This is a genomic window from Micromonospora chersina (genome assembly GCF_900091475.1).
Lineage (GTDB): Bacteria > Actinomycetota > Actinomycetes > Mycobacteriales > Micromonosporaceae > Micromonospora > Micromonospora chersina.
On record NZ_FMIB01000002.1, the window covers coordinates 4644119 to 4664305 of the forward strand.

Genomic DNA, 20187 nt, shown 5'->3' on the forward strand with positions numbered 1-20187 from the left:
GCGGTTCGCCACGGCCTTCATTCGGACGGAGTGCCGCCCGGCGGCGTGGAGGCCGAATTATGGCCGCTTCTGAGGCATTGGGTACGCGCCGCGCAGCCGATAGCCTCAGGAGGTGGAATCAGTGCAGCCCCCCGCCGGTTCCCAGGTCTCCCGGGTACCGGCGCAGCGGACCCCGCCCGAGCAGTTGGCGCCGCCCGCGCCCGCTCCGGCGCCGGCACGCCCGAAGCGGCGGCTGCGCACCGTTCTCGCCGTGGTCGCCGGGGTGATGGCGCTGCTCTGCGCCGGCGGAGCGGTCGTCGGCTTCGTGTTGTACGACCGGGCAACTGCTCCCGACCGCAGCGCCCCGGACGTGGTGGTGGTCAACTATCTCCAGGCTGTGCTGGTTACCCGCGACGACAACAAAGCAGCCCTGTTCACCTGCGATGGCTCGGTGCCGACGATGGACGATTACCGGGATCAGATCGTCAGCCGGGAACAGGAGTTGAAGGTCGCCTTTTCGATCAACATCGAGAACGTCGTAGCGCCGAAGCCCGACTCGTCGAACGCCGTCGTCACCGCCGTAATCAGGAGAAGCGCGATCGTGGACGGTGTGCAGCAGAGCCTTACTGATCCCTGGCGCTTCGAGCTGAAGGATCAAAATGGTTGGCGGGTCTGTTCTGCGCAGCAGATGTGACGCCTTACTCCAGCCACAGCAGGTGTACCGGAACCTCGAGCGTGGTCGGGGCTTGGCCGCGCCAGGCCCAGCGGTACCACTCCAGTTCCGGGGCCACCCGGACGCAGATGTCCCCGTCCGCGCCGGAGTAGGCCTCGGTGACCGCGCGGAGGTCGCGCTGCTCGGTCGCCCCGCTCACGTGCACCACCCGGCGACCCGTGACCGAGTCGGCCTCGAAGACCGGGGTGGGCGGGCGCCGGGTGGGCGCGTCGAGCGAGACCAGCCGGATGCCCGGCTCGGGCGGACCGGTGCCCGGTCGCCGCTCACCCACGGTCTCCACCCAGACCCGCTCCACCGGCACCAGCGGCGCGAAGACCTCCACCTGCTCGGACTCGGCGCGGTACCACTCGTGCTCCGGGATCACCGGCACGTAGGTCCGGCTGCCCTGCACGACCCGCTCGTCGGCGCGCAGGTCACCGCGCCACCCGAGGCCGGGCAGGCCGACCAGCACGCGGCGGCCACGCAGGTCGATCCGCCCGGTGGCGGGGACGATGTCGACGGGGCGCGGCGGCAGCGGCGCCCAGTCGGGCCGGTCCGCGAAGGGGTCGGGCAGCGGGTTGTTCATGTGCCGGTGCGCCTCACGCGGTCCCGTCCACCGGAGCGCCCCGCTCGCGCATGAACGGCACCGGGTTGATCGCGCCGCGGCTGGACCGGTCGCTGTCGACGTGCACCTCGAAGTGCAGGTGCGGGCCGGAGGAGTTGCCGCTCGTGCCGGAGAGGCCGATCAGGTCGCCCGCCTCCACGGACTGGCCCGGCACCACCCGGGGGCGCTCGATCATGTGGCAGTAGCGGGTGATGTAGCCGCCGGCGTGCAGGATGTCGACGAACCATCCGCAGCCGCCCTTGCCCGGCCAGCCGTCCCGGTCGCAGTCGCGCTTCCCGGAGCGGTCGGGGTCGCAGCGGGCCACCAGTACCCGGCCCGCCGAGGCGGCGTGGATCTCGGTGCGCTTGTCCGCGGCGAGGTCAACCCCGTTGTGGCTGGGCCGCTCCGTGGTGCGGAAGCCGGAGACCACGCCGCCGGGCAGCGGGGCGGTCCAGCCGGACGCGGCGATCCTTGCCCCGGCGGCGGCGTCGCAGACCGCCTTCCCGGCGATCTCGACGGTGCGGGCCGCTCCACCGGCGAGCGCGTCCACAATCCGGCCGGCCAGGTCCTCGTGCTTGGCGTAGGCGTCCGGGAAGGCGCTGACCTGCACCCGCTGGGCCACCACCGTGAGCGGCCGGTGCTGCCAGTCCCGCACCCGGACCATCTTCTCGTAGAACTTCCGGGCCGTGTAGGAGGGCGTCATCCGCTGTTCGACGCTGCCCCACCCCGGTCGCTGCTGGAACAGGCCCAGCGAGTCGTGGTCGGCGCCGACGCCCTCGTGTGGCAGGGCCAGGGACGCCGGCACCGTGCTGTTGGCGAGGTTGCGCAGAGCGGACTCCTGCATCGCGGTGGCCAGCGCGATCACCCAGCCGCGGGCCGGTACCTTCATGTCCTGGCCGACCTTGATGATGACCGCGGCGTTGCGGAGCTGGCCCTCGCCGTACTCGGTGAAGCGCGGCATCTCTCCGGTCAGGTTGACCTGGTAGGCCGGGTCGCAATTCAGGCCGGCGAGCACGCCGTCCTTCTGGTCGCCGCCGAGTTCGGTGAGGAGGAACGCGCCCGCCCCACCGACGCAGCAGAGCAGGGTGAGCACCGTGGTGACGGCGGTGACCAGCACGCCGACCCGCAGCTTGCGGCGGACCGGCGCCGTGACGCCGGGCGCCGTGCTCACTGCCGCTCCCAGTCGACCGCGTCCACCAGCCACCGGCCGTCCGGGGCCACCAGTTCGAGCCGGAGCCGGCCGTTGTCGAGCGGGACCAGCGCCTCCACGAAGGACTCGGTCCGCGGGCGGAGGGTCACCGCGCCGGCCGTCCGGCGGGCGGGCACGCTCTCCGGGTCGGCGCCGGTCATCTTCTCGACGAGCGCGGGCGTGGAGAGCGGTCGCAGCCGGGCCTGCCAGGCGTCGCCGCTGCTGCCGGGACCGGTGAGCCAGGCCGTGGTGAACCGGCTCGCGGTCTGCTCGGGCGTGGCCTCGCCCGCCCGGGTCTTCGGGGAGACCGCCGCCGGCGGGCTCGACAGCACGCCGTCGTCGCCGGCGTGCGGGTCGACGGTGCTGATCGGCTGGGTCGGCCGGGTGCTGAGGCCGGTGGTCGGGTCGACCGGACCGGAGACCAGCCGGGCCGCGCCGATCACGCCGAAGACCAGCACGGCGATCACGAGCGCGATGCCGAGCCGGGACCGCAGTACCCGCGTGAGCAGGAATTCCAGCGCCCGCCGCACCGGTGTCACCGCGCCTCGGAGCGGACCCGCGGCGCCGGCTTGGGCGCCGGGGCGCGGTCGGCCGAGTCCGGCCGGTAGACGGCGAAGGAGGGTGCCTCCTCGGGCACGTCGGGCCCGGTCCAACCCGCCGGCTGGCGGCGGGGCCGGGGCGCGGCACCGCGGCGCTCGGACACGGGCTCGGTCGCCGGCGCCTGCTCGGGGCGCTCCCGCCCGTCCGGCCGCTCCCGCTCGACCGCCGTGACGGTGTGCGCCGGGTCCTCGTGCCGGGCCTCGGGCCGGAGGCTGCGCTGGTCGGCCGTCACACCGCGCCGCCGCCCCATCGCGGGCTCGGCCGTGCCGCCCGGCTCGGCCACGTCGAGGCGGGCCGCGACGCGCATGTCGCGGAAGAACCGCCGGTGCCAGGAGCCGGCCGAGCTGACCGCCTCGCTGCTGTCCTTCCCGCCGAGCTGGGTGATCCGCCGGTACGGGCGGAGCAGCAGCCAGCCCACCACGCCGCAGAGCCAGACCAGGACCACCTGGAGCCAGCCGGGCAGGGTGGGCGTATTCATGATCAGATCCACCGCGAACAGGTAGATGGCCGCGCCGGTGCCGAAGATGGCGATGTTGAAAACGGCGGCGACCACGGCGTTCGCGAGCCGCCGGAGGCCGGCGCTGGCCGGGCGCATCAACCCCACTGTGCCCAGGATCGGCGCGGCGATCACCGCCCAGCGGAAGATCAGGAAGCCGAGCAGCACCAGCAGCGAGGCGGTCAGGTCGAACATCGCGAAGAGCAGCGAGGCCAGCACCGCGATGAAGCCCGCGCCGATCCGGTCCATGTCCCGGACGCCCTGGAGGTACTCGTACGCCTCCGGGTCCTCCGACCTGATTTGTTCGGCGACCTTCATCCATTGCTGCTGCTTGGCCTTGATGACCGCATCGCGGGTCGCCGGGTTGGCCCGGATCGACTGTGCTTCTCCCCAGGTCAGCGACTTGGCGTCGTAGAGCGCCGGACCGTACTTCTTGGCGGTCTCGCTGTCGGCGGAGCCGAGCACACCTCGCAGCCAGTTCCGGTAGAGCATCGTCTCGGCCGCAGTGTCGCTAGCGCGAACGGCGGGAGGACGCAGGTCCTTGCATCGGTCCGGATTCTCGCCGATGCAACGCCCGGGCCCCGGATCCTTCTTCTGCGGCCCGACGGCATCGTGGACCACGCTAAGGGTGGTGATCAGGGTGTTGTCGGCGATGTTTGCCGACTTCACCGGCCAAGCGGCCAGGGCGGTCACCGCCACCATGACCAGGATCGCCCAGCCAGCTGTGGTCATGGCGTTGCTCATGTCCGACTGGCGGGACCGCCAGAGCAGGTAGAGGCCGACCACGCAGATCGTGATGATGCCGAAGACGCTGAACACCTTCTGGTAGACGGCCTTGGTGGCCTGCTCCACCAGCGGGTCCGCCCAGCCCCACATCGTCCGGGGATCCCAGGCGCGCTCGCGCAGTGCGTTCGATGCCCCGATCACGGCAGTGGCGAACATGAATTCACCGTTGGCAACGGTGGTGGTGAACTTGTAGTCGGGATGTAGGACAGTAGACGCGCAGCCACCGTCCACGTCATAGGTGGTGTAGTTGTAACCGGCGTATCCGTAGAGGCTGTATCGGCCGGTGACGCCACCGGCAGTTTCCGGGGGAGCGCTCGCGAACCAGCCGGCTAGGCCAGAGTCGGGTGCACTCGGCGTGGGTGCCTCGAGGCATTCCGCTCGTGCCGAAGAGACCTCTTTGAGCTTGGCCACGCACGCCCGGAAGTCGGCCTGCCACTCCTTGGTGCTGCACAGCTCGGCCCGGGCCTGGGCGGCCGGTACGGCGGCGTACGCGGGTGTCGCCCCGACCAGCGGCCAGCCGATGGTGGCCCCGGCCAGTACGCCGAGCGCGAGGAGGAGCGCCGCGATCCGTGCCCGGGCCCTCGCCATGTCACGCCTCCAGATCAGCCAGGACGGTCGGCAGCTGCCCGGCGGCCTGGGCGACCGCGGCGGGGGTGGTGTCCAGGTGCTCCAGCAGCCCGTCGACGTACGACACGTCGACCCGGACCTTCTGCACCCGTCCGTCGACGTCACGCATGACGAACTCGCGGAAGCCGAGCCGGGCGGCCGAGCCGCTGTCGGCCTGGGACAGCGAGGCGAGGGTGGCCTCGTAGCCGTCGTTGACCGGCACCCGGAGCAGCCGCAGCGCCTCGGACGCGATCTCGGTGTCCTCGGCGATCCGGCCGACGAAGACGGTGGAGACCAGGTTCTGCACGTCGAGGCCGAGGATGTCCTTCGGGTTCTGCGAGGCGACAAGCGCGGCCAGGTTCCACTTGCGGGAGTCGCGGGCGAGGCGGACCAGGAACGACCGGCCGGACCGCCAGCCCTCCATGAAGTGCGCCTCGTCCAGGCCGACGAGCTTCCGCGAGGACATCGAGCCGCCGTAGCAGCGGCGGACGGCCAGCCGGTGCGCGGTGTGCAGCATCGGCAGGGCCAGCGCCTCCTCGGCGGACCAGTACTCGCGCTCGATCTTGAGATCGGGTAGCCGGAGCCCGGCCATGGTGATCACGGTGAGCGCGGCGTCGGCACCGAGCAGCCCCTCCGGCGGTCGGCCGAAGAAGAGCATCGCCAGCGGCATCTCGGCCGTGTCGAGGAGCAGGTTGGCCAGCTCCCGGCCGGCGTCGTCGTCCAGCCCCTGAAGGCAGGCGACCACGTCGTCCAGGGTGGAGGTCTCCTCGGCCGGCACCTGGCGTACGGCGTGCCGGAACAGGGTGGCCGTGGACGCCTCCCGGGCCACCTGCGGCGGCACCAGCATCATGCAGATGTCCTGCACCAGCATCCGGCGTTCGGCGCGGGCGTTGGAGACCGCGATCTCGAACTCCCGGTCGCCGGCCGCCCCGGCGCCGAACTCGGTGCGCAGCGGCGTGGGGATGAGCGCGTACGGGGCCAGGGTGCCCTGCTCCGAGCCGGTCAGGTTCAGCACCCGCGAGTACGGGGCCAGCTCGGGCATGGCGCAGAGCCGGGCCAGCGGGCCGGACGGGTCGAGCAGGGTCACCTGCACGCCCCTCCGGGCGGCCAGGTAGCCCAGCGCGCCGAGCAGGGTGGACTTGCCGCCGCCCGGCTCGGCGACGAAGACGGCGAGGCCGGAGCGTTCGCGGACCTCCATGGGGAAGTGCAGGTCGAGGAAGACCGGGCGGCGGCAGGTGCCGGCGGTACGGCCGATCAGGTCGCCGCGCCGGTCGCCGACGGTGGACGCCGCCTGGGGCAGCGCCGCGGCGAGCAGGTTGACCGGCATCCGCCGGACGTAGCCGGTGTTGGCGATCGGCTCGCCGGGGATGAACTCGCGGGCCAGCCAGTCCTGGTTCTTCGGGTGCTGGAGCGAGATGCGTAGCTCGCGCGAGTAGAGCTGGATGAGCCGGCGGGCGCGTTCCAGGCACTCCTCGCGGGTGCGGCCGCCGACCGCGATCCGGTGCCAGCCGTGCGCGCGGGCCGAGTCCACCGGCAGGCCGGTGGTCATCTCGTCGCCGATCACCAGTGCCCGCTTGGCCAGTCGCTCCAGCTCCGGCGGGGCGTCGATGCCGTGCTCGGCGTAGTCGAGCTGCTGGGAGCGGATCATCCGGAGCCGGTGTTCGAGGTTCCGGAAGGAGTCGCCGGGACCGAGGATGTCGACCCGGGTGGAGAGCTCCATGGGCCACGGCAGCCGCTCGTGGAAGTGCAGCCACGGTTCGTGCCGCTCGGGGATCTCCAGCGGCTCCATCCGGCCGACCGCCAGCACGGCCACGTGCCGCTCCTCGCCGGTCATCCGGTTGACCAGCTTGACCGTGGAGCCGTAGGGCGTGCGGTAGCGCTCGACCTGCTCGGTGAGGGCGAGAAGGTCGCCGCGTTCCCACCGGCCGTTGGTGATGGGGGAGAGCACGCCCGGCGGCGCCATGCAGAGCGCCACCGAGCGGTAGAGCAGCCACTCCAGCTCCTGCGCGGTGACCCGGCGGCCCCGCATGCCGAACGCGCCGAGCACCTCGTCGAACTGCTCGACGGTGCGGCCGAGCCGGCGCCGCTCGCCGTCCGCGGTGCCCCGGCCGAAGGTGCGCAGCAGCCGTTCGGTGAGCGAGTCGCCGAGGGACCGGCGGGCGAAGGTGACGCCCAGGTAGGTCTGCCCCTCGGCGTGGTTGACCGCCATGAGGTGCCGCTGCGCGGCGACGAGGTGGTCGGCCCAGCCGGTGGTGCCGGGCACGTCGGGCAGCGGGGCGGCGGTGTGCGCGTCGATGGTGCGGGCCCACTCGTCGGCCGGGAACGGCCGGGTGGTGCGGCGCAGGTGCAGCCGGAAGCCGGCCAGGCCGGCGTACTGCTCGGAGATCGCGGAGAGCAGCGCCTCGCGCTCGGCGTCGGGGCGGAACGCCCAGCGCACCTCGGGCAGCCAGTACCAGGCCGTCACCGTGTTGGGGGTGAAGGTGAGGTGACCGGCGATCTCGGTGATGGCCAGTTCGACCGAGGGGTCCCGGTCGCCGAACTTGATCTTCGGGGCACGGACCCGGACCGGCTTCGCCGGCTTGCCGCCGCGCTCCGGGGACCGCTGCCGGGGCGGGGCCACCTCCCGGCCGGACGGGGTGGCCAGCTCGCGCGCCTCGGGCCGGGGCTCCGCCGTCCGCCGGTCGCGCCGGCGGGCGGGGCGCTCGACCGCGGCCTCCGGCTCGGCCGGCTCCGGTTCGACGGTGGACCGCAGCGCCGGGAGCCGGTCGCCGACCTGGTGCGGCACCCGGGTACGGGCGGTCGGCGCCGGTTCGAGGGCGGGCTGCTCCGGCGCTTCGGGGATGGCGTGCGCCGCCGGGCGTGCGGCCTGGACCGCCTCGCGGGGCCGGCCCACGGGGCGGACGCCGGGCGCGCTCTCCCGGAACCGGGCGGCCGGCGGCTCGTCCTCGGGCCCGGCGGGCAGGGCCGGTGGCGGCAGGGGCCGCTCGACCGGCTCGACCTGGGCGGCGTGCTGGTGCGGGATCGGCAGGGGCGGGTCGACCGGCTCGACCGGGGTGGCGTGCTGGGACGGGACAGCCCGGGGCGGGTCGACCGGCTGGACCGGCTCGACCGGGGCGGTGTGCTGGGACGGGACGGTGCGGGGCGGTAGGGCCGGCTCGACCGGAGCGGCGTGCTGGTGCGGGATCGGCAGCGCCTCCCGGCCGATGCCGCGCCGGGGTGGCGCCACCACGGGCTCCACCGGGGTCGGCGGCCCGGCGGGCGGGTTGGCCGGCCGGCGGACGCGGGGCTGCGCGCCGCCGAAGAGGTCGAGGAACGGGGAGTCGATGTCGCCGCTGTCGGCGACCACCGGCTCCCGCTGCTCGCCGCGCGGGGCGACCACCGGCTCCCGCTGCTCGCCGCGCGGGGCGAGCGGACGGGGTGGCTGGAAGACCCCGACGCGACCGTGCTGAGGGCTGGTCACCAGGGCGGGGTCGAGGGTGACCTCGTCCAGCTCCTCGTCCGGTGGGTAGTCGAACGATCGCGCACGGTTACCGTAGGGCCCGGCCGGGCGTCCGGCCGGGGAACCCGGCGTGGAAGAGCGACTCATGCGACCGCCTCACCCGCGTGGTTCGTCTGCGCCGTCTGCGTACGCCCGGTCATGCCAGTTCCTCCCGGATCCTGATCCGGCTCGCGACGAGGCGCGGGTCGCGCAGTTCGGCGGCCGGCTCCCGGGTGCGCCGCCAGTCCGTCAGCGCGGTCCGGATGACCATGCGCGCCGGCCGGTCCGGGTCGACGTACCGGAAGATGAACGAGGTCGTCACGATGGCGAGCGAGATCTCCCAGGCGGGGAACAGCTCGACCTGGAGCGTGAACAACCAGTGGATGAACATGTAGAGGGGTACGAGCAGCATGAACAGGCCGTACTGGGCGTACGGCAGGTGGACGGGAAGGGTGTAGCCGGGCGGCCCCAGGTAGACGAGGCGAGCCCGGTAGATGTCGTCGTCGGTGCGCAGCCGCATCGTCGCCCAACGCCTATTCGAAGATCAGCTTGATCAGGTAGTCGCCGACGAAGAAGAGTGTGGCGGCGCCCGCGATGAAGGCCAGCCCGATGATCGCGATGGCGGAGCTGGTCAGCACCTTGGAGATCTCGCCGCGGCTCGCTCGGCCGATGAAGATCACGCCGAGCACCGCGAGCAGGATCGGCGCGATCTTGCTCGCGAAGAAGGAGACGACACCGTTTGTGTCGATGCCCTTGGGAGCCGGCTCGGCGAGTGGAGTCGACGCCAGGGTGTGGAGCGCGTGGTCGACGGCGGCGTACGCCGTCCCCATGAGCTCGATGGCGATCACTGGAAAACCTCCCCAAGGTCGCGGCCGGCGGCGCCGCGGTGGTGCACGTGGGCAAAGCCTGGCGGGATGGTGCTCGTTCCACACAGCGTCGACGACGCTGCGTTCGTCACCCACCACGAAGGGTGGTGAGCAATGGGGGGATTCGTCCCGCTTCGGCCCTCCCTCCAGGCTTCGCCATCTCGATGCTGGGCAATTCCAAAGCGTACGGCCCGGCCACCTTTGCGACAACCCGCGAAGAGTCGACCCGGAACGGACCCGACGACCGATCGTACACCTGTTCCAATCCGCACGTCAGGGGTGCCGTCCGGCGCGGTAGCCCGGGCCGCCGGAAGCGCTGCTGGCGACCGGTACTGTCGGGTCCGTGACCGATCTGGTACGGGCGGAGAACCCGGTGGTGATGGGCGTCCTCAACGTCACGCCCGACTCCTTCTCCGACGGCGGCCGATACGCCGACCTCGACGCCGCCGTCGCACACGGAGTGCGACTGCGGGCGGCCGGCGCGGACCTGATCGACGTGGGCGGCGAGTCCACCCGGCCGGGCGCCGACCGGGTCGACGCGGAGACCGAGATCGCCCGGGTGCTCCCGGTGATCCGCGAGCTGAGCGCCGCCGGCATCCCGGTCAGCATCGACACCAGCCGGGCCCGGGTGGCCGAGGCGGTCCTCGCCGTCGGCGCGGACGTGGTCAACGACGTCTCCGGCGGTCTCGCCGACCCGGACATGGCCCGGGTGGTCCGCGACGCCGGCTGCCCCTGGGTGCTCATGCACTGGCGGGGTCACTCCCGGGAGATGCGGGACCTGGCCCGCTACACCGACGTGGTGGCCGACGTGCGGGCCGAGCTGAGCCGGCGCGTCGACGAGGCGCTGGCCGCCGGTGTGGCCGCCGACCGGATCATCGTCGACCCGGGGCTGGGCTTCGCGAAGACCGCCGCGCACAACTGGGAGTTGAGCGCCCGCCTGCCCGAGCTGGTCGACCTCGGCTTCCCGCTGCTGTTCGGGTCGAGCCGCAAGTCCTACCTGGGCCGGCTGCTCGCCGACCCGGACGGCAACCCCCGCCCCACCGCCGAGCGGGAGGCGGCCACGGTCGCCACCAGCGTGCTCGCCGTGGCGGCCGGCGCCTGGGGGGTACGCGTCCACGACGTCCGGGCCACCGCCGACGCGCTCGCCGTCTGGCGGGCCACCGGCCGCCCGCGCCTGGCCCGGCCCGCCGCCGCCGGGAACCGGGGACCGACCGGGCGATCCAGCACCGACGAGGGGGATCGATGACCGACCGGATCGAGCTGACCGGCCTGCGCGCGCACGGCCGGCACGGCGTCTACGACTTCGAACGCGCCCAGGGGCAGGAGTTCGTGGTCGACGCGGTGCTCGAACTCGACCTCGCCCCGGCCGCCGGCTCCGACGAGGTGACCGACACCGTGCACTACGGCGAGCTGGCCGAGAAGCTGGTCGCCGTGGTCACCGGCGAGCCGGTCAACCTCATCGAGACGCTCGCCGATCGCCTTCTGGCGGTCTGCCTGGCCGAGCCGCTGGTGGCCGCCGCGACGGTCACCGTGCACAAGCCGGAGGCCCCGATCCCGCACACCTTCCGGGACGTGGCCGTGACGATGCGCCGTACCCGATGAGCCGGGCCCTGCTGTCGATCGGCAGCAACCTGGGCGACCGCCTCGCCCACCTGCGCGCGGCGGTCGCGTCGCTCGGGGACACCGTGCTGGTGGTCTCCGGCGTCTACGAGACTCCACCGTGGGGGGACGCCGACCAGCCCGCGTACCTCAACGCGGCGGTGCTGGTCGCGGACCCGGCGGCGACCCCCCACGACTGGCTGGCGCGGGCCCGGGCCGCCGAGGCGGCGGCCGGCCGCACCCGCGACCCGGAGCGGCGGTACGGGCCGCGCACCCTCGACGTGGACGTGATCGCGGTCTGGGACGCGGCCGGGGAGCCGGTGCTCAGCGAGGATCCCGAGCTGACCCTGCCGCACCCCCGGGCCCACCTGCGCGCCTTCGTGCTGCGGCCCTGGATCGACATCGAGCCGCACGGCCGGCTGCCCGGCCACGGCTGGCTCACCGACCTGCTCAACGCCGAGCCACTCGCCTCCGACGCGCTGGAACTCGGTCCGCGCCCCGATCTGGCGTTAGAGTCGGACACATGACCCTGTGGAGCCGGACGGCATGAGCCAGGCGCAGTCCCCGCGCGACCCCCAGCGCTTCCGGATGGGTCCGACCCGGATCTCCACGCTGGTGGTGGCCGCTCTGGCCGCCGCCGCGCTCGCCTGGCTGCTGATCAGCACCTTCTACTACGAGGTGGCCCCCAGACTGCCCTGGCTGCCGGTGGTCACGCTGGCCGGCCTGGCCGTGCTGGAGGCCTACGCGGCGGTCAACACCCGCGGCCGCATCGAGCGCCGCCCCGGGCGGGATCCGGTGAACCCGCTGCTGGTCGCCCGGTTCGTGGTGCTGGCCAAGGCGTCCGCCCTGGCCGGGGCCATCTTCGCCGGCTTCTACGCCGGGCTGACCGCCTGGCTCTTCGTCGAGCGGACCAACGCCGCGATGAGCGACCGACCGGCCGGCGGGGGCGGGCTGATCGCCTCGCTCGCCCTGGTCGCGGCGGCGCTCTGGTTGGAGCGGTCCTGCCGGGTGCCCGAGCAGGAGGATGACGAGGACCGGGAGCCCGGCGACCGGGAGACCCCGCGCGGCCGGCTCTGATCCGGGGGTTCCCAGCACCTCCCCCCGCAGGTACCGTGCCTGGCGACCGGAGAGCAACGGCCGCCGCCGGTCCGCCCGCGCGTCGGACGGCTCGGCCGGCCATGTGGGAGGCGCGGGCCATGGCGTACGACGAGACGGGCCGGATCGCGCCGGTGGAGACGTCGTCCGGCGTGCCCGCGGCGGTGCTGGAGAACGTCTTCGACGACCCCTCCCACGGCGAGCCCGGCCGGGACCGGATCGCCGTGCACGTGGTCTGGGAGTTCCTGCTGCTGGTCGGGCTGGCCGCGGTGACCTGGCTGCTCTGGCGGGAGGACGCGGACGCGCTGCGCGGCGGCGCGTTGAAGACGCTGCTTGTCGACGTGGCCGGGCTCGGGCTGCTCGCCCTGGCCGCCGGGCTCAGCCTGCGGGCCGCCGCGGTGAACCTGGCGATCGGGCCGGTCGCGCTGGCCGCCGCCCTGCACTTCGCCGAGCAGGGCGACCGCGGCGTACGCGAGGCGCTGCTCCCGGCGCTGGTGGTGGCGGCGCTCGGCGGGCTGGCGCTCGCCCTGGCCGTCGTGGTGCTGCACGTGCCCGGCTGGGCGGCCAGCCTGGCCGGCGCCGCGGCCGTGATCGTGTACATCGAGCGGCGGACCACCCCGGTTGTGGTCCAGGGCGGCTACGACCCCCGGCGCACCGCCCTCTACCTCTTCGTGGGCTTCGCCGCGGTCGCCGTCCTCGGCGGGCTCTTCGGCGCCATCAAACCGGTCCGCCGGCTGGTCGGGCGGTTCCGGCCGGTCGCCGACCCGGCCCGGCGGCGGGGTGCCGTGGCCGCCACGGTGACCGCGCTGGCGCTTATCGCCTCGACCGTGCTGGCCGTGCTCGGCGGTGTGCTGATCGCCGCCAACGGGGACGGCCCGGTGGCGCCCGCCAGCGGGCTCGACTGGTCGGTCCTGGCGATCGGCGCGGTGATGCTCGGCGGCACCAGCGCGTACGGCCGGCGGGGCGGGATCTTCGGCACCCTGCTGGCGGTGTGTGCCGTGGAGGTCTTCCTGGCCTGGGCCGTGACGCAGGACTGGACGATCAGCCGCTGGGCGGTCGGCGGGGCCGCCCTCGGGGCCGGGCTGCTGGTCACCCGGCTGGTCGAGACGTTCGGCCGGCCGCGGCCGACGCCGCCGGGCGGGGTGCCGGCCCATCCCACCGGGCCGAGCGGCGACGGCACGATCAGCACCGGCTGGGCGCTGACCCCGTCGCCCGAGCCGGCCGACGCCTGGCCGTCGGTGCTGCCCGTCCGGGACACCGACACCGTCGACTCGTGGGAGTCGCCGCGCTGGGAGAGCGAGCCGCGCCGCTGGGACGCCGGGGACCGCTGAGCCGACGGCGTGGCGTCCGGCGGGCCCGAGCTGATCTCGCCGGTTAGGCTCGCGGCATGACGGAGACTCCTGCCCCCGGCGGCCGCACCTTCGACGAGCTGGACAAGCTCTCCACCGAGGAACTGCGCGAGCAGGCGTTCCACCTGGCCCGGGAGCGCCGCGACGTCGAGTTCTTCTGGTCGGTGCTGCGGCACATGCCCAACGCCGACGAGGCCGCGGCCCTGGACGGCGCCCCCAACTCGATCGGGCCGATCATCGACGAGGCCAACGCCCTCTGGCGGGAGATGACCGGGCACGGCTACCAGGAGGAGGAGTCCACGCCGCTGCTGCGGGCCGCCTTCATCGACTACCTGCTGAAGCACTAGGCGATGACCACCCGCCGACCCTCGGCGGTTTCCCGGGTACGCAGGTTTGCCCGGCGCGGTGGGCCGGGAACTGACCGCTCCATGGCCCTCACCAACCGCCCCCGCACCGTCGGCGCGTACGGCACGGCCGCCGGCACCGGCACCCTCGCCGCGCTCCTGCTCGTCGCCGTCTGCGGCAGCCCGATGTACGTGGGCTGGGTGCAGGACCACACCGACCCGACCGGGGCCGGCGGCTGGTTCCTCCGGCTGCTCGCCTGGCCGGCCTGGCGGCTGCACGCCGACGACCCGTCGCAGGGCGTGCTCGCCACCAACCTGCGGGCGATCCTGCTGGTCGTGCTGGCCGCCGCGCTGCTCTACCTGCTGCCCGGCCCGCAGGTGGCCCGGGTGGAGAGCTCGGGCAGCCAGTTCTTCTCCGGCTGGGGCGCGTACGCCCTGGCCGCCGGCTGCACCGCCCTGCTGGCCACCCTCCTCGGGCCGCACGGCTCGCTCTTCGCGGCCTTCCAGGGCGCCAGCACCGGCGTCACCTACGGCTTCTTCGCCGGCTGGATCGTCGGCCTGGCCAGCCTCGGCGGCCGGGCCTGACCGCTCCATCCTCGGCCTGGCGGGTCCGGGCCTGAGCAGGCTCAGTCCAGCACGCCGAGGCCCAGCACGCGGGCCCGGCTGAGCAGGCCCACCGGCCGGCCGTCCTCGGTCACCACCGCGTGCTCGGCTCCCGAGGTGAGCAGCCCGCCCAGCGCGTCGTACGCCGAACCGCCCAGCGGAACGGTCGGCAGGTCGACGCCGCCGTCGGCCGGGAGCGGGTCGAGCACCTCGCGGGTCACCGGCGTGACCGCCAGCCGGCGGATGCCCCGGTCGGCGCCGACGAACTCGCGGACGAACGGCGAGGCGGGCGACCCGAGCAGTGCCGCCGGGGTGTCGTACTGCTCCAGCCGGCCACCCTCGGACAGCACCGCGATCCGGTCGCCCAGCCGGACCGCCTCGTCGAGGTCGTGGGTGACCAGCACGATGGTCTTGCGGACCTCGGCCTGCAACCGGAGGAACTCCTCCTGCAGCCGGGTCCGGACGATCGGGTCGACGGCCGAGAAGGGTTCGTCCATCAGCAGCACCACCGGGTCGGCGGCGAGCGCACGGGCCACACCGACCCGCTGCCGCTGCCCACCGGAGAGCTCGTGCGGGTAGCGGCGGCCGAACTGCCGCGGGTCGAGGCCGACCAGCTCCAGCAGCTCGTCCACCCGGGCCCGGGTCCGCTCCCGGGGCCAGCCGAGCAGCCCCGGCACGGTGGCCACGTTGGCGGCGACGGTCTGGTGCGGGAACAGGCCGACGTTCTGGATGACGTACCCGATGCGGCGGCGCAGCGTGACCGGGTCGACCCGGGTGACGTCGTCGTCGCCGAGCAGGATCCGCCCGTCGGTGGGCTCGATCAGCCGGTTGATCATGCGCAGGACGGTGGACTTGCCGCAGCCGGAGGGGCCGATCAGCACCACCAGCTCGCCGGCCTTCACCTCCAGGCTCAGCTCCCGCACCGCCTCCGTGCCGTCGGGATAGCGCTTGCGGATGCGCTCCAGCCTGATCGAGGCCGCGCCGCGTCCGGCGCCCGGGGTAACGTCCACGTGTGTCCCTCCACCTGAGCTACCGGGCCGCGCCCGGTAACCCGTGGTTCTCCTGGCAGTACGTGCGGGACAACTCTGACACGATCCTCGCCGCGCTGCGGGAGCACACCTGGCTGACCGCCCGTGCCGTGCTCATCGCGGCGCTGGTGGCGCTGCCGCTCGCGGTGGCGGCCTACTGGTTCCGGTCGCTGGCCGCGCCGATCGTGGCGCTGACCGGTGTGCTCTACACCATCCCGTCGCTGGCGCTGTTCGCCTTCCTGGCGCCGTACCTGGGCATCGGGGCGATCACCGTGCTCACCGTGGTGGCCCTGTACGCCCTGCTGGTCATCGTGCGCAACGCGCTGGCCGGGCTCAACCAGGTGCCCCCCGAGGTGCGGGAGGCCGCCGAGGGCATGGGCTACGGCCGCTGGGGCCGCCTGTTCCGGATCGAACTGCCGCTGGCGCTGCCGGGCATCCTCACCGGCGTACGGCTGGCCACGGTCTCCACCGTGGCGCTCGTCACGGTCGGCGTGGTGGTCGGTCGGGGTGGCCTCGGCCAGCTCATCTTCGCCGGCTTCCAGAACAACTTCTACAAGGCCCAGATCATGACCGGCACGGTGCTCTGCGTGCTGCTGGCGCTGGTGCTCGACCTGATCCTGGCCGCCGTGGGCCGGCTGCTCACCCCCTGGCTACGGGGGCGGAACTCATGAACCCGGTGCAGCAGGCGGTCGTCTGGCTGAACGACCCGCTCAACTGGACGAACCCCGGCGGCATCCTCGACCGGCTGGGCGAGCACCTGAGCATGTCCGCGCTGGCGGTGCTGCTCGGCTGCCTGGTGGCCTGGCCGGTCGGGCTCTGGCTCGGGCACACCGGCCGGGGCGGCGGCCTGGTGCTCCTGGTGTCCAACGTCACCCTCGCCGTCCCGACCCTGGCCCTGCTGACCATCCTGCCGTTGACCTTCCTCGGCTTCGGCCGGCCCGCCGTGGTGGTCGCGCTCGCGGTCTTCGCGGTGCCGCCGCTGCTGGCCAACGCGTACACCGGGGTGCGGCAGGCCGACCCGGAGGCCCGGGACGCGGCGCGTGGGATGGGACTCTCCGGCGCGCAGGTGCTGCGCCGGGTGGAGCTGCCGCTCGCGGTCCCCTACCTGGCGGCCGGGTTCCGCACCGCCGCCGTCCAGGTGGTGGCCACCGCGGCGCTGGCCTCCTTCGTCAACGGCGGCGGGCTCGGACAGATCATCCGCGCCGGCTTCGGGCTGGACATCGCAGCCGGCGGCGGCCAGATCGTCGCCGGCGGCGTCCTGGTGGCCGGGCTGGCGCTGCTCGTCGAGGGGGTGCTGGCGCTTGTCGAGCGGGTGGTCACGCCGCGCCCGCTGCGCCGGGCCCGGCGGGCGGCGAACCGCCGTGCGGCCGACGCCACGGCGGGCGGCTGAAATCCATCCGGTGACGATCGGGTGACGAAACCCGCTCGGAGTTTGTCGGTCCGAGCCGGAGGATATTGGCTGGAACTCGCGGGCGACTGATCGGATCGCCCGTCGGACACGCGGCCGGCCCGGACGGGTCGCGCCGGGACACGGAAGGCGGGCACTGATGCGCGCACGTACCAGCCTGGCCGTCGGGGCGCTCGGCGTCCTGACCGCCGGCCTCCTCGCCGGCTGCGGCGACGCCGGTTCCTCCGGCACCGATGCCCCCGAGAAGGGCGCCTCCGGGGCCGGCTGCGCCCCGGTGGCGGGTGACAAGCTCGTCGTCCTCACCGACGACAAGAAGCTCCAGAACACCGACAACGTCATTCCCGCGGTCAACGCGAAGGCGGCCACCCCGCAGCTCGTGGCCGCGCTCGACAAGGTCTCCGCGAAGCTCGACACCCCGAAGCTCATCGAGCTGAACCGGGCGGTCGACGTCGACCGGAAGACGCCGCAGGTCGCCGCGAAGGAGTTCGCCGACGCCAACGGCGTGACCGACGGCGTCGAGAAGGGCCCGGGCGGCCAGGTGACGGTCGGCGCCGGCAACTTCAGCGAGAGCCAGACCATCGCCGAGCTCTACAAGATCGCGCTCACCGCGGCCGGCTACCAGGTCAAGGTGCAGACCATCGGCAACCGCGAGCTCTACGAGCCGGCCCTGGAGAAGGGCCAGGTCCAGGTCGTCCCCGAGTACGCGGCGACCATGGCCGAGTTCCTCAACACCAAGGCCAACGGCAAGGACGCCCAGCCGGTCTCCTCGCCCGAGCTGGACAAGACGGTCAGCGCGCTGAAGGCGGCCGGCGACAAGGTCGGCATCAGCTTCGGCCAGCCCGCCCAGGCCCAGGACCAGAACGCCTTCGCGGTCACCAAGGCCTTCGCCGACAAGTACCAGGTCGCGACCCTCTCCGACCTGGCCGCCAAGTGCTCCGGCACGGCCACCGTGCTGGCCGGCCCGCCCGAGTGCCCGCAGCGGCCGAAGTGCCAGGCCGGCCTCGTCGAGGTCTACGACTTCAAGGCCGGCTCGTTCAGCTCGCTCGACGCGGGCGGCCCGCAGACCAAGAACGCCCTGAAGACCGGCGCGGCCAGCGTCGGCCTGGTGTTCTCCTCGGACGCCGCGCTCGCCGCGAGCTGACCATCGCGCCGCGCCGGCGGGCCACCCCGGCCCGCCGGCGCCGGCGCGGCAGGCCGCCGTGGGCCGGACGGGAAGTCCTGGTCACCGGCTTTTACATCGATGCTTTCGGCCCGTTCCCTACCGGGGCAACTCTCGGTAGTCTGCTCAGCCATGCCCGCCTCGGTCGCCCCCGCCGAAAACCGCAGTCCCGCGCTGCTGACCGTCCTGTTCTGGATCGGCGTGGCGCTCGCGCCACTGGCGGCGCTCATCCTGCTGATCGCCGACGGCAACGGCCCGCTCCGGTTCGGCGCCGTGCTGGCGATCCTGGCCGTGGTGCTGATCGGCCTCTCCATCGCCCTGCGCGCGGAGAGCGGCGGCGGCGCGGCCGGTGCCGACGAGCTCCGCGCGGAACTCGAGCAGCTCCGCCGGGAGCTACGCGGCGAGATCGTGGCCGCCGCCCAGCGCGGCAACCAGGCACTCGACCAGGTCCAGCGGACCCAGGAGTCGGTCACCGCGATGCGTCGCCGGCTCGACGCGGCGGCCGCCGGTATCGCCGCCGCCGCCGGCATCGCCACGTCCGCCGCCGACGAGCCGGCCGGTGGCCGCGCCCGGGTGCCGGCCACCGAGCCGCACGACGAGGGGCGCGCCCGCCCCGAGCCGGCCCGGCCCTCGGCGCGGGACGAGGACGAGCCGGCCCGCCGGCCGGGCGCCCGGTCCGCCGACCATGCCGCCGACCACCCGGTTCACGGCGGCGACCGCCCGCAGGCCGGGGTCTACGGCGGAGACCGTCCCCAGGCCGGGGTCTACGGCGGCGACCGCCCACAGACCGGCGTGTACGGCGGCGACCGTCCCCAGGCCGGGGTCTACGGCGGCGACCGCCCACAGACCGGCGTCTACGGCGCGCCGCGCGTGCCGGAGCCGGAGGCCCGGCCGGAACCCCGCCAGGTCGGGGTGGTGCACCACACCGAGACCGTGCACGTCACCACCCGGCACACCATCGTGGATGGCGGCGCCGACCCGGCCGGCACCCGGTACGGCGGGTACGCCGGCCGCTGGTCCCCGGCGCCCGAGGAGCGCTCGTGGAGCGGTGCGGAGCCGGACGATCGTCCCCGCGCCGGTTACCGGGGCTCCGACGACGACCGCCCCCGCGCCGGCTACCGGGAATCCGAGGACGACCGCTTCGGCACCGGTTACCGGGACTCCGACGACGATCGCGCCCGGGCCGGTCGGGACGAGCGCTCCTGGTCGGCGCAGGTCGGCGGCGGCTGGTCCGGTCCGGCCGAGGGCTCCCGGCCCGGCGGTTCGGTGTCCGGCCAGGGCGGCGAACGTTCCTGGTCCGGGTCGGCCGGTCCCCGCGACGACGCCTCCTGGTCCGGTGCGCCCGGCGGCGAGCACCCGTGGGCGGGGGTCGGCCGGGCGTCCGGCGATGACCGGGGCTGGTCGGCGCGGGAGGACGACGACCGCGGCTGGGCCGGGGAGCCGGCGGACGACCGGTCCTGGCGGTCGGGTCAGGACGGTCGGGCCGACGACCGGTCCTGGCGGTCGGGTCCGGAGGGGCGGGCGGACGACAGGTCCTGGTCGGCGGGGCCCGGCGGGCGCGAGGAGGCGGACTGGACCGCCGAACGCGACGAGCCCGCCCGCACCGGCCAGGGCGCCTGGGCCGGCCAGGCTGACCGGGCCGCCAAGGGCGGCTGGTCGGGCCAGGGCGACCGGGGCGGGTACGGCGAGCGGGCCGCCGAGGAGGGCTGGGCGGGAACGGGTGCTCGCGCCTGGACGCCGGCGGAGCAGTCCGGCCGGGCCGACGACCCGGACGGCGACTACTGGTCCGAGCTGCGCACCGGCAACCGGTGGGCCGCGGTCCGCGACGACGAGCACGGCCGGGAGATCCGGGTCGGGGAGCGGCGGGCCGCGGTGCACGCCGACGGCGGCGGCACCGAGTACCGGATCGAGGACCGGTGGGCGTCCGTCCGGGGCAGCGCGGGTGCCGGAGAGGCGGCCGGCGGCTGGGGCGAGGAGAGCCGACCGGCGCTCCCGGCCGGGGGCGTGCCGGTGCCGGACGAGTGGCGGCCCCCGACGCAGCGCAGCGGCCAGCCCGAGTGGCGCCAGGTCGAGCCCGAGCCGGCCCGCTACGGCTACCCGCCGCGCGACGACGCACCCCGCGCCGGCGGCGCCGACCGCTGGCGCTGACGGCCCACCTGCCGGCGGCCTAGCGCTGGTCCGGTCGTCCAAAGGTGGCCTCGCGCTGGCCCGGCCGTCCAAAGGCGGCCCCGCGCTGGCCCGGTCGTCCAAAGGTGGCCTCGCGCTGGCCCGGTCGTCCAAAGGTGG

At 74.3% G+C, this 20187-nt stretch carries 20 protein-coding genes; 12 read left to right on the top strand and 8 right to left on the bottom strand.

Annotated features, from left to right (window positions below; translation table 11 throughout):
- The first annotated feature begins 112 nt into the window (after positions 1-112).
- Entirely contained in the window at positions 113-673 is a 561-nt protein-coding gene (locus tag GA0070603_RS21560; protein ID WP_208862925.1) for an Rv0361 family membrane protein, read from the top strand.
- A gap of 4 nt (positions 674-677) precedes the next feature.
- Here the strand turns inward: GA0070603_RS21560 and GA0070603_RS21565 are convergent, their stop codons facing one another.
- Genes GA0070603_RS21565 through GA0070603_RS21595 form a run of 7 tightly spaced genes read right to left on the bottom strand, consistent with a single transcriptional unit; the run spans position 678 to position 9298 of the window.
- A complete protein-coding gene (locus GA0070603_RS21565; protein ID WP_091317026.1) occupies positions 678-1277 on the bottom strand; it encodes a hypothetical protein in 600 nt (199 codons plus the stop codon).
- A 13-nt stretch (positions 1278-1290) separates the two neighbouring features.
- Entirely contained in the window at positions 1291-2466 is a 1176-nt protein-coding gene (locus GA0070603_RS21570; RefSeq protein WP_091317029.1) for a M23 family metallopeptidase, read from the bottom strand.
- Positions 2463-3023 (bottom strand): hypothetical protein, encoded by a 561-nt coding sequence (locus GA0070603_RS21575; RefSeq protein WP_091317031.1) that lies wholly within the window; start codon positions 3021-3023, stop codon positions 2463-2465. The genes GA0070603_RS21570 and GA0070603_RS21575 overlap by 4 nt, the downstream gene beginning before the upstream one ends.
- The gene (locus GA0070603_RS21580) at positions 3020-4954 is read right to left on the bottom strand and encodes a hypothetical protein (RefSeq protein WP_091317034.1); all 1935 of its coding nucleotides are present in this window, start codon (positions 4952-4954) and stop codon (positions 3020-3022) included. Before GA0070603_RS21580 ends, GA0070603_RS21575 begins: the two co-directional genes overlap by 4 nt.
- A 1-nt stretch (position 4955) precedes the next feature.
- A complete protein-coding gene (locus GA0070603_RS21585; RefSeq protein ID WP_139131913.1) occupies positions 4956-8558 on the bottom strand; it encodes an ATP-binding protein in 3603 nt (1200 codons plus the stop codon).
- A gap of 49 nt (positions 8559-8607) precedes the next feature.
- Positions 8608-8970: a hypothetical protein gene (locus GA0070603_RS21590; RefSeq protein WP_091317037.1), complete on the bottom strand. Its 363-nt coding sequence runs from the start codon at positions 8968-8970 to the stop codon at positions 8608-8610.
- 13 nt (positions 8971-8983) lie between these two features.
- Positions 8984-9298 carry a hypothetical protein gene (locus tag GA0070603_RS21595; RefSeq protein WP_091317040.1) on the bottom strand — a complete coding sequence of 105 codons (315 nt, stop codon included), beginning with the start codon at positions 9296-9298 and terminating at the stop codon, positions 8984-8986.
- A 361-nt stretch (positions 9299-9659) separates the two neighbouring features.
- On the opposite strand from GA0070603_RS21595, the gene folP reads away from it, so the two are divergent.
- The 7 genes from folP to GA0070603_RS21630 all read left to right on the top strand — a co-directional run bounded on the left by folP (position 9660) and on the right by GA0070603_RS21630 (position 14288).
- Positions 9660-10562, top strand: coding sequence for a dihydropteroate synthase (gene folP, locus GA0070603_RS21600; protein ID WP_091317042.1), 903 nt, complete (start codon positions 9660-9662; stop codon positions 10560-10562).
- Positions 10559-10918 (top strand): dihydroneopterin aldolase, encoded by a 360-nt coding sequence (gene folB, locus GA0070603_RS21605; protein ID WP_091317044.1) that lies wholly within the window; start codon positions 10559-10561, stop codon positions 10916-10918. Before folP ends, folB begins: the two co-directional genes overlap by 4 nt.
- Entirely contained in the window at positions 10915-11442 is a 528-nt protein-coding gene (gene folK, locus GA0070603_RS21610) for a 2-amino-4-hydroxy-6-hydroxymethyldihydropteridine diphosphokinase (RefSeq protein ID WP_091317047.1), read from the top strand. The genes folB and folK overlap by 4 nt, the downstream gene beginning before the upstream one ends.
- A 61-nt stretch (positions 11443-11503) precedes the next feature.
- A complete protein-coding gene (locus tag GA0070603_RS21615; RefSeq protein ID WP_425270515.1) occupies positions 11504-11992 on the top strand; it encodes a DUF3180 domain-containing protein in 489 nt (162 codons plus the stop codon).
- 119 nt (positions 11993-12111) lie between these two features.
- Positions 12112-13341, top strand: a complete 1230-nt coding sequence (locus GA0070603_RS21620; RefSeq protein ID WP_091322177.1) for an ABC transporter permease — start codon at positions 12112-12114, stop codon at positions 13339-13341.
- Between the two features lie 56 nt (positions 13342-13397).
- Positions 13398-13706, top strand: coding sequence for a hypothetical protein (locus GA0070603_RS21625; protein WP_091317049.1), 309 nt, complete (start codon positions 13398-13400; stop codon positions 13704-13706).
- Positions 13707-13787: 81 nt separating this feature from the next.
- A complete protein-coding gene (locus GA0070603_RS21630; protein WP_091317052.1) occupies positions 13788-14288 on the top strand; it encodes a hypothetical protein in 501 nt (166 codons plus the stop codon).
- 41 nt (positions 14289-14329) lie between these two features.
- Here GA0070603_RS21630 and GA0070603_RS21635 read toward each other — a convergent pair whose 3' ends face one another.
- Positions 14330-15316, bottom strand: a complete 987-nt coding sequence (locus GA0070603_RS21635) for an ABC transporter ATP-binding protein (protein ID WP_091317055.1) — start codon at positions 15314-15316, stop codon at positions 14330-14332.
- 2 nt (positions 15317-15318) lie between these two features.
- Here GA0070603_RS21635 and GA0070603_RS21640 point away from each other — a divergent pair, with 2 nt between their 5' ends.
- The 4 genes from GA0070603_RS21640 to GA0070603_RS21655 all read left to right on the top strand — a co-directional run bounded on the left by GA0070603_RS21640 (position 15319) and on the right by GA0070603_RS21655 (position 20049).
- A complete protein-coding gene (locus GA0070603_RS21640) occupies positions 15319-16005 on the top strand; it encodes an ABC transporter permease (protein ID WP_091317058.1) in 687 nt (228 codons plus the stop codon).
- Positions 16002-16724 (top strand): ABC transporter permease, encoded by a 723-nt coding sequence (locus tag GA0070603_RS21645; protein ID WP_091317060.1) that lies wholly within the window; start codon positions 16002-16004, stop codon positions 16722-16724. The genes GA0070603_RS21640 and GA0070603_RS21645 overlap by 4 nt, the downstream gene beginning before the upstream one ends.
- A 157-nt stretch (positions 16725-16881) precedes the next feature.
- Positions 16882-17883 (top strand): glycine betaine ABC transporter substrate-binding protein, encoded by a 1002-nt coding sequence (locus tag GA0070603_RS21650; protein ID WP_091317063.1) that lies wholly within the window; start codon positions 16882-16884, stop codon positions 17881-17883.
- Positions 17884-18033: 150 nt separating this feature from the next.
- On the top strand, positions 18034-20049 hold the full coding sequence (locus tag GA0070603_RS21655; RefSeq protein ID WP_091317066.1) for a hypothetical protein: 2016 nt from the start codon (positions 18034-18036) through the stop codon (positions 20047-20049).
- Positions 20050-20187 lie beyond the last annotated feature (138 nt).